The organism is Parabacteroides chinchillae (genome assembly GCF_900108035.1).
Taxonomy (GTDB): Bacteria; Bacteroidota; Bacteroidia; order Bacteroidales; family Tannerellaceae; genus Parabacteroides; species Parabacteroides chinchillae.
The window spans coordinates 36,914-48,255 of record NZ_FNVS01000018.1; the positions used below are offsets into that span (position 1 = coordinate 36,914).

The following is an 11,342-nucleotide window of genomic DNA, read 5'->3' on the forward strand; positions in this document are numbered from 1 at the left end:
CAATCTGCAGTTATTTAAGTATTTCTATTGCACGTTGAATACGGCGAATAGATTCTTCTTTGCCCAATGCTTCGGTAATATCAAAGATATGAGGTCCTTTGCCTTCGCCTACCAAAGCCAAGCGGGTTGCATTCATTATATTTCCCAAATGATAGCCTTTGCTTTCAATCCAGGCTTTCACTTCTGCTTCAGTACCTTCTATATCGAATGGTTCACGTGTGCGTAATACTTCTATCAGTTCGGCTAGTTGGGTAGCCGATTCGTCTTTCCAACGTTTCTTCGTAGTCTTTGCGTCGTACTGCGTTGGAGCAACGAAGAAGAAGGAACAAACGTCCCATAATTCTTTCACGAAGTTTACGCGGTCTTTCATCATGGCTACCACTTTTTCTACGTATGCAAATTCTGCTTTTATGCCGTGCTCTTCAAGAAAAGGCAAAAACATTTCAGCAATTTCTTCATTGCTTTTTTGCTGAATATACTGGTGATTGAACCATTTTCCTTTCTCATAATCAAACTTGGCTCCGCTACGGCTGCAATGAGACAGATTAAAATATTGTATCAGTTCATCCATACTCATCACTTCCTGGTCATTGCCTGGATTCCAACCCAAGAGAGCGAGAAAGTTCACAACAGCTTCGGGCAAGTAACCGCTTTCGCGATATCCTGACGAGATGTCTCCGGTTTTTGGATCATGCCATTCCAACGGAAATACAGGGAAACCCAGACGGTCACCGTCACGTTTACTCAACTTGCCATTGCCTTCAGGCTTCAGGAGCAAAGAGAGATGTGCAAACTGAGGCATTGTTTCAGTCCAACCAAAGAAACGGTAGAGCAATACGTGCAACGGAGCACTTGGCAACCATTCTTCACCACGGATAACATGAGTTACTTCCATCAGATGGTCGTCTACAATATTTGCCAAATGATATGTGGGAAGCTCGTCTGCCGACTTATAAAGTACCTTGTCGTCCAGAATAGAAGAGTTGATAATAACTTCGCCACGGATAAGGTCGTTTACATGAATATCTTCGTTGGGTTCTATCTTGGCACGCACCACGTATTGGTTTCCTGCTTCGATTAATGCATTTACCTCATCTGCCGGAAGTGTAAGCGAATTGCGCATTTGCAAACGGGTGGAAGCATCATACTGGAAGTTGGATACTTCAGCGCGTTTAGCCTCCAGTTCCTGAGGGGTATCAAATGCGATGTAGGCATGACCGGCGTCCAGAAGCTGGTCTACATATTTCTTATAAATATTTCTACGTTCGCTCTGGCGGTACGGGCCGTAGTTTCCGCCAAACCCTACTCCTTCGTCAAACTTAATGCCTAACCAGGTAAGAGCTTCGATTATGTAATCTTCTGCTCCGGGAACGAAACGTTGTGAATCTGTATCTTCTATACGGAGAATCAAATCTCCACCTTGTTGTTTTGCAAATAGATAGTTGTATAAAGCAGTACGAACACCACCAATATGCAACGCCCCCGTAGGACTGGGTGCAAAACGTACTCTTACTTTTCTTTGAGTCATAGTGCTTACCTTTAATAATGCGGCAAAAGTACATCTTTTATTTCTCATAGTAAACTTTTTTATGTACATTTCGCCCCGACAAAGAAACATCAATTATGAAATTAAAGAGTTACAGCATACCTTCCGTTATCTACTTTATCGTATCAGCTTTGCTGATCGCTTATTTTTTTCCGCGCGAAGGAAAGTTCCGGTATCAGTTTTACGAAGGTAAACCGTGGCGTTACGGATTGCTAACTGCTCCAAGTGACTTCCCTATTTATAAGACAGACGAAGAAGTAAAAGCAGAAAAAGACAGCGTCCTGAAGAATTTCGAACCTTATTACAGATTAGATACAAAAACAGAAAACAACGAAATAGCCAAGCTCCGTACCAACTATAACGCGACACTGCACAGCAAAGCCACCCCGGCTTATATGCAATACATCGAAAAAAGCCTGATATACCTTTACAACAAGGGTGTCATCTCTCCGCAAGCATTGGAAGATTTAAAAAAGGAAGATATCTTTAAAGTGAATCTACTCGAGAACAACATTGCCAGGCCTTGCTATATAAGCGATTTTTTCACCGTAAAAACAGCTTACGAATACATCATCAATAATTGTCCGTCACATCTGGACAAAGCCGTTCTGCAATCGTGCGACATAAATAACTATCTGGAAGAAAATATCACTTACGACCAGGGCACCTCCGAAAAAGTACGGACAGACATACTTCAAAGCGTCTCCATCTCCAACGGCATGGTACAAGCAGGAGAACGCATTGTAGACCGCGGAGAAATCATAGACAACCATACATACAACGTACTCCGTTCCCTCAAAACCGTACACGAATCAAAAACCGGAGGGACGCAACGGCAAAGCATCATTCTTGCCGGACAGTTTGTACTTGTCTTTGGTATCATGTTTTGTTTTTGGTTATACCTGTGGTCTTTCAGGCCAAGAATATTTCACAATAAAAAAAATACGTTTTTCTTGTTGAGCTGCATATTCACCGGTTGTATCCTGACAGAATTATGCGTCACTTACGGACTGTTTAACATTTACATCCTGCCGTACGCCATTGTGCCAATTGTGATCCGTACGTTTTTCGACTCAAGAACAGCTCTGTTCACACATCTGGTTACAATTCTGATCTGTTCGCTGATGGCACCTTTCCCTCACGAATTCCTGATCCTGCAAATTATCGCAGGTATGGTAGTAACATTCAGCTTGAAAGAATTGTCGCAACGCTCGCAATTAATCCGCTGTGCATTCTTCATCTTTATGTCATACACTATTGTATATATCAGCCTCACGATTTACCAGGAAGCTGACTTTAAAAAGATAAACTGGATGATGATGCTCTATTTCGGTATTAATTTCATCCTCCTGATGTTTACCTACGTATTGGTTTATATGTTGGAAAAGACTTTTGGCTACGTATCGAGTATCACATTAGTAGAATTATCCAACATCAACACGCCGATATTAAAGAAGCTCAGTGAAACCTGCCCCGGTACATTCCAGCACTCTCTGCAGGTATCTATTCTTGCTTCTGAGGCAGCAGCCAAAATCGGGGCAGATTCGCAGTTAGTCCGTACCGGAGCTATGTACCACGATATAGGAAAAATGAGCAACCCGGTTTTCTTTACCGAAAATCAAAGCAGCGTGAATCCCCATGACAAGCTGGCCTTTGACGAAAGCGCACAAATCATCATTAGCCATATCACCGAAGGTGTTAAAATTGCAGAGAAAGCAGGATTGCCAAAAGCCGTAATCAACTTTATCCGTACCCACCACGGACGCGGCAAAGCAAAATACTTCTATAACTCTTTCAAGAATCAATATCCCGACAAGGAGATAGACGAAGAAGCATTTACATACCCTGGTCCGAATCCGTTCTCGAAAGAAACCGCCGTCTTAATGATGGCCGACTCTGTAGAAGCCGCCTCGCGAAGCCTCAAAGAGCATACGGAAGAAGGCATACAACAGTTGGTAAACAAAATTATAGATAGCCAGATTGCCGATGGATTATTAAGAAACACACCTCTTACATATAAAGATGTAGAGACGATAAAAAACGTCTTTGTTGAAAAACTAAAAATCATGTACCATACCCGAATCAGCTACCCGGATTTGAAGAAGTGATGTGCTCCAACAAACCCGCACACGCATCTTCCAGCAAATCGAGGACGAGTTCGAAACCTTCTTCTCCGCTATAATACGGGTCGGGGATATAATCATATAATTTGTTACGTGAATACTCGGTCATCTGATGTATCTTCCGTACGGATTCCAGGTCGGGTGCTTTCTGTTTCAAACGGTCTGTATTTTGATCGTCCATACCAATAATCAGATCAAAGTCAAAGAAGTCCGATGTACAGACCGGACGGGAAATGGATTCCAACACATATCCGCGACGCGCAGCATGAGCACGCATCCGGGGATCAGCTTTTTCGCCTTGATGGTAGCCTATCAAACCCGCCGAATCAATCTCAAAGCGGTCTGCCATCCCAGCATCTTTCACCATTTTTTTCATCACTGCTTCTGCTGACGGAGAGCGGCAAATATTACCGAGACACACAAATAGTAACTTTGTTTTCTTCTTTTCCATAATTATCTATATTTTCAATTATTTTTCAGGCCGGATCCACATCATAATGCACCAGCAATTGCTTAAACGCAGGATATTGCATCATCTCCGCATAAACTGTCTCCAGTATTTCCCGTACCGGAGCTATAGCTGCTGCTATTTCAATCTTCAATATAATTTTCTTTATATGCAATGTTTGCACACGGGTAACAGGTGGAGTAACCGGTCCCAAGACACGTTCTCCCAAATGTAAACGCAGCTTGCCGGCATACATCGAAGACATTTCCGACAATACGGATTCATTACGGCTACGAAGCACCAGCACTATCAACCGATAATAAGGCGGATACCGGAACATACTACGCTCACTCAACTGCAAACCTACCATCTCTTTGTAGGCAAAATGTTGTACCATCCGGATAATCGGATGTTCCGGTTGTGAAGTCTGAAGAATAACAGTTCCTCGTTTATCCCGTCTGCCTGCACGTCCACTGACCTGTACCATCAACTGAAAGGCCCGTTCGTGAGCACGGAAATCCGGGAAGTTCATCAAACTATCAGCATTCAGAATCCCGACAACCGAGACATTTCCAAAATCCAATCCTTTCGAAAGCATCTGCGTACCAATCAGTATTTGCGTTTTACCTTGTTCAAAATCCGAAATAATACGCTCATAAGCGGTGCGGGTACGAGCCGTATCAAAATCCAATCTCTCCACCTTAGCCACAGGGAAAAGTGTTGCTATCTCTTCTTCCACCTTCTCCGTACCGAAACCCATCATCCGCAAATCAGCTTCTTTACATTCCGGGCAAGCAGGTGGCAACTGGATCGCATAACCACAATAGTGACAAACTAGCCGGTTATGTATCTTATGATACGTCAGGCTTACATCACAGTTTACGCAATGGGGCACCCAACCGCAACTCTTACATTCTATCATAGGGGCAAAACCACGACGGTTCTGAAACAAAATAACTTGTTCGCCAACGGCTAATGCATCGTTTATCTTTGTCACCAGCAAAGGCGAAAAAAGTGTATCTTTCATTATCTTCTTCCGTTTCAACTCCTTTATGTCTACAGGTATTATTTCCGGCATCAAGACGTCTCCATAACGGGTGGAAAGTTCCACCAAACCATACTTTCCGGTAGTTGCATTGAAATAAGAATCTATAGATGGAGTAGCCGAGCCCAAAAGCGTTTTAGCTCCATGCATACCGGCAAGCACAATGGCCGCATTACGTGCATGATAGCGGGGAGCCGGGTCTTGCTGTTTATAAGTATTCTCGTGTTCTTCATCAACAATAATCAGCCCTAAATCTTTAAACGGCAAGAATAAAGACGAACGGACTCCCAGAACCAGCATCGGTTCATTGCCATGCAAAAGTTTATTCCAGACCTCCACCCTTTCATTATCCGAGAATTTAGAATGATAAACCAATAAGCGATTGCCAAACAATTTAGCCAGCCGCTCTGTTATTTGTGTAGTAATAGCTATCTCGGGCAACAAGTACAAAACTTGGCGTCCTAATTTCAGGACCTCATCAATCAAATGAATATACACCTCCGTCTTGCCACTGGAAGTAACGCCATGCAACAAGCAAACCTCTTTGGTTTTAAATACATCATGGATATCACCGTAAGCCTTTTCTTGAGCAGCGCTAAGTGGCAGCAACGGAAGCAAACGGCAAACGGATATTTGTAAACGCCCTACTTCCTTTTCATAACATTCCAAAACACCTCGTTTCAGCAGACCATCCAACACATTAGACGTGAATCCGCTACGTTCCAGCAATTCTTTTTTAGAAAGCTCCTTGCGAAGTACCGGGTTCAATGTATGACTGAGGTCAAGAAAGCTAACAAGCAACAATTCCTGTTTCTTTGCCCTTTTCAATTCATTAAAGACCTCCTGAAGCTTTTCCTCATCATAAAAAGTCTCTACCAAGCGGATAAATGTCCGAGTCTTCGGCACAAAGCCTCGTTTTAACTCTTCACTAACCTCTACGGCTCCACGTGACATCAAAGAAGCCACAACAGGAACAACATTACGCAATCCGGTTTTTTTTTCGAGTTCGGACACAGTCAGCTTCAACGCGCCGCCAAAAGCATCCAGAACGCTCTGCTCGTTAGGACGTAATGGAGTATCAGCTTCGTAGTCTTCATTGTAAATCACAGATGTTTCGCTCTCCAGTTTCAATCCCGAGGGCAAAGCTGCTTTATAAACATCTCCCAGCTTACAGAGATAATATGACGAAATCCATTTCCAAAAACGCAATTGTGGACGGCGAAGTACAGGCGAAGCATCCAGTAAGGCATAAATATCTTTCGTTTCAAATGAAGACAGTGGTTCCTTATCATGCACTGCCATTACGATAGCCGTATAATATCGTTTCTTTCCGAAGTGTACAATAACACGGCAACCGGGCGTCACCGCTTTTTCCATATCCTCAGGAATACGGTAAGTGTAACTATTCTCCAGAGGCAATGGGAGTATCACGTCTGCAAACTTCATCTTCTGTTCTTCGTTTTATCGCTTGTTTGAACCATCTTATTCTCGGGCTACTCTGCCGGACGTTTGTATTGATGCGTTATACTTACCGGTAGAAACGTTCAATACTTGTAAACAGAAATTTCGCCCTGCGAAAGCCAAGCCAAAAGTAACAAAAAAAGACCGGACTTGTTAGTCCGGCCTTCCTTTATCTATAAATATTGTCAGAACAAAATGGCCGCTGTAACAGACCAACCGCGGTTCTTTGCTTTCAGGTCTACCTTGGAAGCGCTAAAATCATCAGTCAAGCCCAGTCCGTAATTGAAGCCTACCTGCAAATGTTTGATCAGTTCCACGCCTGCACCAAAATTCAACCCGGCATTAAAGTTTTTTGCTTTTAATTCTCCGTCAATCTGTCCCGGGATATCCCAGATTTTATCTCCTCCTACGCGGAAGCCGATATAAGGGCCTGCTGCCAGATAAACCTTAACGATAGGCAATCCGAATTTCCATTTCAAATTAACGGGAATATCAAGATAATCGGTCTTCAGGCTCTTCGAATTAATCGAGTTGGAAGCATCCACCCCTTTTTGGGAATACAAGACTGCCGCATCAATTCCCATACCAAACATCGGCATCATGGCTTCGATCATCGGCCCTACCTGGAACCCTGTCACATTACTGGAGTTAAGAATATCTTTATTAAAGTGTACGGATGAGATATTCACACCACCTTTAATACCGAATTTAACCTGAGCTTTCGCCGGAACAACGGTCAAAGCGAATAAAGCTATTAAAAGGAGTCCTGCTATTTTCTTCATATTTTTCTCTTATTAATTGTATTCCTGGCTGCAAATAAACAGACTTTTCACCTAATAAACAAATATTCCCCAACAAGTGTTCAAACATCCGTAAAAAGGAAAGCACGGGCCGAAACGGAGCTCATCCCGTCTGTAGACCGTGCTTCTTTTCCTAATTATTATGGCAAAATAATTAAAGACAACGTTATACAACGTGCCTCTTTGACAAACGAATGGATAAAAGAATAAGAGGAAACCGCGGACGGTTCTTTTTGTTCTCTCTTCCGGTCTTTCCTCGAGGCCGTCTGAAATTTACCGGCTTTGCAGGTCTTCTGACTTACTTCCGGTCTGGACGCCTTCCCATTCTTACGAAGAACAGTGGCAATGGTGTTGTCCAATCCGTTTACGAAGTTTACAGCAGCGGGACTGTCCGGGATTTACACCCGATTCCCTTTTAATTCCTTCTTGCGATTGCAATACGGAAACAAAGCTTGTGACAAAGATACATAAAGTTTTATATCAACCAACCTCCCGGCATATCTTTTTATTTATATATGCAAGAGCAGCGCCTATGGCTGTACAATATTCGGCATGTGCCGGTATCAGGAAACGCACGTTACACATTTCTTCCAGACGCGGAAAGATGTCGGCACATTGTGGCAAACGCGTCAAATTACCTATCAGTACAAAATCTTTGATCGTACTGTTCAAAGAAGCGAAGATCGTACATTGGCCAATGGTTTGCAGAACCATGTGTACAATACCCAATGCCACATCTTCGGCCGGCGCATTAGCATCGGCTTTTCCGAAAACCGAAGCCGTAACATCGAGCGGCAAGCCTGGCAACGGATAGCGGGTAATGTCCTTTATCTGCAAATCGATATTGTCAAGAGAACCGTGTTCGGCCAGTGAAACAATATGGTGAAAATCTTGTGTCTTCAACAACAATTTGGACAGTCCCAGGATAGTTCCGCCGCCAACCCCCAGACCTCCGATATGTTCAACCTTATCATTCATCACCTTGACAATCGAAGTTCCCGTACCCATACTGACAACAAGCAGGTCTTTCAGGTCTGTCATATACTGAGCTCCTAAACCATTAGCCAAAAACTCGTCAGCTTTCGCCGTTGGCAAACCATAAAGCGGCTGGTCTATATATGCACTACCCACACCGGTTAGAATGACTTTCTCTATTGTAGACAACGAAATATCATTATCATAAATATATTTACCCAAAGCCCCGAAAAGCGAAGTCACAGGATCTGTTGCTTTTACAAACATCGGATTCTTTATTTTCCCATCAGCAACACCAACGATTTTCGTCGTGCTGCCCCCCACATCGATACCTATAACAATACCCATAGTAGTCTAAGTTATTAATGTTACCGCCGCGAATTTACACATTATTTATATACCCTCGGCCGCCACTAGAAAAAGAGGTTGCGTCAAAGACTATCCCAAGCCCGTATATACCGCCTGCACGCCCTCTTTGTCTTAGCCTCCTGCCTCGCGTTCGGCGTCCCGCTCTCCCCCCGTTAGACCAATCTCCCTAGGTAGGGAGAAAAAACATCCCCAGGTAGGGGGAAGGAATCTCCCTAGATAGGGAGTAATAGTCTCCCCAGGTAGGGAGATAGTCCTGCAAGGAGAGTGTCTAAGCCTCACCCTATAGTTTTACACCACGCATGGATCTAAGCGGCAAAGGCAAAAGACAATATAGCAGGACTGTGAACCATATAAAAAAGGTTGTGCCAGCGTTCTGACACAACCTCTATTATAGAAAAGCCTTATGCTCTGATTGCTTATTCGCCAAGCAAGATTTCCAGTATCTGGCAAGCGGCCTTAGCTACAGAAGTACCAGGACCAAAAATAGCGGCAACTCCTGCCTTATATAAGAAATCGTAATCCTGTGCAGGAATAACACCTCCGGCAATAACGATGATGTCTTCACGACCCAGCTTCTTCAACTCTTCAATTACTTGAGGAATTAAAGTCTTATGGCCTGCAGCCAAAGAAGAAACACCCATTACATGGACGTCGTTTTCTACAGCCTGGCGGGCAGCTTCTGCCGGAGTCTGGAACAAGGGTCCCATATCTACGTCGAATCCACAGTCTGCATAACCTGTAGCAACAACCTTTGCACCACGGTCGTGTCCGTCCTGACCCATCTTAGCGATCATAATACGGGGCTGGCGACCTTCTTTCTTAGCAAACTCAGCCGTAAGTTCACAAGCCTTTTCGAAGTCTGCATCTTTCTTTGATTCTGATGAATACACGCCTGATATAGTTCTAATGATTGCTTTATAACGACCTACTACTACTTCGCAGGCATCCGAGATTTCGCCCAGGGATGCACGCAAACCGGCAGCTTTAACTGCCAATTCAAGCAAGTTGCCTTTTTTTGTCTTCACACATTCGGTAATATCGGCCAATGCTTTCTGAACAGCAGCTTCGTCACGGTTTTCACGCAGCACCTTCAAAGCAGCTATCTGTTCGTTACGTACGGCTGTATTATCGATCTCAAGAATATCAATAGGATCTTCCTTCGGTAAACGATATTTATTAACGCCTACGATTGTCTGGATACCAGAGTCTATACGAGCCTGTGTACGTGCGGCAGCTTCTTCAATACGCATCTTTGGCAGACCGGTTTCGATAGCTTTCGCCATACCGCCCATGCTTTCGATTTCCTGAATCAAAGCCCAGCCTTTATGTACCAGTTCGTTTGTCAATGTCTCGATGTAATAAGAACCGGCCCAAGGGTCGATTTCCTTACATATCTGAGTTTCTTCCTGGATATAAATCTGCGTATTACGTGCGATACGGGCAGAGAAGTCTGTCGGTAATGCAATAGCTTCATCCAAAGCGTTGGTATGCAAAGACTGAGTATGTCCCAGAGCTGCAGCCATTGCTTCGATACAAGTACGGCCTACGTTGTTGAACGGATCTTGCTCTGTCAACGACCAGCCAGAAGTCTGGCAGTGTGTACGCAAAGCCAGTGATTTCGGGTTCTTGGCGCCGAAGCTGTTCACAATCTTAGACCACAACATACGTGCAGCACGCATCTTGGCAATTTCCATGAAGTGGTTCACGCCGATAGCCCAGAAGAATGACAAACGCGGAGCGAATGCATCCACATCGATACCTGCATTTACGCCGGCACGGAGGTATTCCATACCGTCGCACAATGTATAAGCCATTTCTATATCTGCGGTAGCACCGGCTTCCTGCATGTGGTAACCGGAAATAGAGATAGAGTTGAATTTCGGCATCTTCTGTGATGTATATTCAAAGATATCAGCAATAATCTTCATTGAAAATTCCGGGGGGTAAATATAAGTATTACGCACCATGAATTCTTTCAGGATATCGTTTTGGATTGTACCTGCCATTTCTTCCAGTTTAGCACCCTGTTCCAAGCCGGCATTGATATAAAATGCCAGAACAGGAAGTACGCCACCGTTCATTGTCATAGATACAGACATCTTGTTCAATGGAATGCCGGCAAACAAAACTTTCATGTTTTCCAGTGAGCAGATAGATACACCGGCCTTACCAACGTCGCCTACTACACGTTCGTTGTCGGCATCATAACCACGGTGAGTCGGAAGGTCGAATGCTACAGACAGACCTTTCTGGCCTGAAGCCAGGTTACGACGGTAAAAAGCATTTGACTCTTCTGCTGTAGAGAAACCTGCGTACTGGCGGATTGTCCAGGGACGCATAGCGTACATGCCACTATACGGGCCACGCAGATAAGGAGCCAGACCGGAAGCATAGTTCAAGTGTTCCATGCCTTCGAGGTCTTCTTTTGTATATACGGGTTTCACCTCGATGTGTTCGGGTGTTTTCCAATTGGCTTCAATACCATTGGCTTTTGCCCATTCGGCAACATTGGTTGCTGCGAATCCGGCATTCTTTATATCTATATTTTTAAAATTCGGTCTCATAATTGTTTCTA

The 11,342-nt window shown here is 44.0% G+C and carries 7 protein-coding genes and 1 riboswitch; of the genes, 1 reads left to right on the forward strand and 6 read right to left on the reverse strand.

Annotated elements, in window-relative coordinates:
• Window positions 1–10 precede the first annotated feature (10 nt).
• On the reverse strand, window positions 11–1,528 hold the full coding sequence (gene gltX, locus C4S38_RS13305) for a glutamate--tRNA ligase (RefSeq protein ID WP_103984129.1): 1,518 nt from the start codon (window positions 1,526–1,528) through the stop codon (window positions 11–13).
• Window positions 1,529–1,623: 95 nt separating this feature from the next.
• Here gltX and C4S38_RS13310 point away from each other — a divergent pair, with 95 nt between their 5' ends.
• On the forward strand, window positions 1,624–3,654 hold the full coding sequence (locus C4S38_RS13310) for an HD family phosphohydrolase (protein ID WP_103984099.1): 2,031 nt from the start codon (window positions 1,624–1,626) through the stop codon (window positions 3,652–3,654).
• Here C4S38_RS13310 and C4S38_RS13315 read toward each other — a convergent pair.
• The 5 genes from C4S38_RS13315 to scpA all read right to left on the reverse strand — a co-directional run bounded on the left by C4S38_RS13315 (window position 3,629) and on the right by scpA (window position 11,331).
• Window positions 3,629–4,120 (reverse strand): low molecular weight protein-tyrosine-phosphatase, encoded by a 492-nt coding sequence (locus tag C4S38_RS13315; protein ID WP_103984100.1) that lies wholly within the window; start codon window positions 4,118–4,120, stop codon window positions 3,629–3,631. The two genes, C4S38_RS13310 and C4S38_RS13315, sit on opposite strands and share 26 nt — an antisense overlap.
• 25 nt (window positions 4,121–4,145) lie before the next feature.
• Window positions 4,146–6,608: a replication restart helicase PriA gene (gene priA / locus C4S38_RS13320; RefSeq protein ID WP_103984101.1), complete on the reverse strand. Its 2,463-nt coding sequence runs from the start codon at window positions 6,606–6,608 to the stop codon at window positions 4,146–4,148.
• 200 nt (window positions 6,609–6,808) lie between these two features.
• On the reverse strand, window positions 6,809–7,405 hold the full coding sequence (locus C4S38_RS13325; RefSeq protein WP_099463505.1) for a porin family protein: 597 nt from the start codon (window positions 7,403–7,405) through the stop codon (window positions 6,809–6,811).
• A gap of 284 nt (window positions 7,406–7,689) precedes the next feature.
• A riboswitch (cobalamin riboswitch) is annotated at window positions 7,690–7,889 on the reverse strand.
• Between the two features lie 14 nt (window positions 7,890–7,903).
• Window positions 7,904–8,746 carry a type II pantothenate kinase gene (coaW, locus tag C4S38_RS13330; RefSeq protein WP_099463506.1) on the reverse strand — a complete coding sequence of 281 codons (843 nt, stop codon included), beginning with the start codon at window positions 8,744–8,746 and terminating at the stop codon, window positions 7,904–7,906.
• 437 nt (window positions 8,747–9,183) lie between these two features.
• Window positions 9,184–11,331: a methylmalonyl-CoA mutase gene (gene scpA, locus C4S38_RS13335; RefSeq protein ID WP_103984102.1), complete on the reverse strand. Its 2,148-nt coding sequence runs from the start codon at window positions 11,329–11,331 to the stop codon at window positions 9,184–9,186.
• Between the last annotated feature and the right edge of the window lie 11 nt (window positions 11,332–11,342).

What these genes read in the sequence shown, in the direction of transcription:
- gltX (WP_103984129.1), bottom strand. Translation starts at nt 1,528, where the DNA reads ATGACTCAAAGAAAAGTAAGAGTACGTTTTGCACCCAGTCCTACGGGG.
- C4S38_RS13310 (WP_103984099.1), top strand. Translation starts at nt 1,624, where the DNA reads ATGAAATTAAAGAGTTACAGCATACCTTCCGTTATCTACTTTATCGTA.
- C4S38_RS13315 (WP_103984100.1), bottom strand. Translation starts at nt 4,120, where the DNA reads ATGGAAAAGAAGAAAACAAAGTTACTATTTGTGTGTCTCGGTAATATT.
- priA (WP_103984101.1), bottom strand. Translation starts at nt 6,608, where the DNA reads ATGAAGTTTGCAGACGTGATACTCCCATTGCCTCTGGAGAATAGTTAC.
- C4S38_RS13325 (WP_099463505.1), bottom strand. Translation starts at nt 7,405, where the DNA reads ATGAAGAAAATAGCAGGACTCCTTTTAATAGCTTTATTCGCTTTGACC.
- coaW (WP_099463506.1), bottom strand. Translation starts at nt 8,746, where the DNA reads ATGGGTATTGTTATAGGTATCGATGTGGGGGGCAGCACGACGAAAATC.
- scpA (WP_103984102.1), bottom strand. Translation starts at nt 11,331, where the DNA reads ATGAGACCGAATTTTAAAAATATAGATATAAAGAATGCCGGATTCGCA.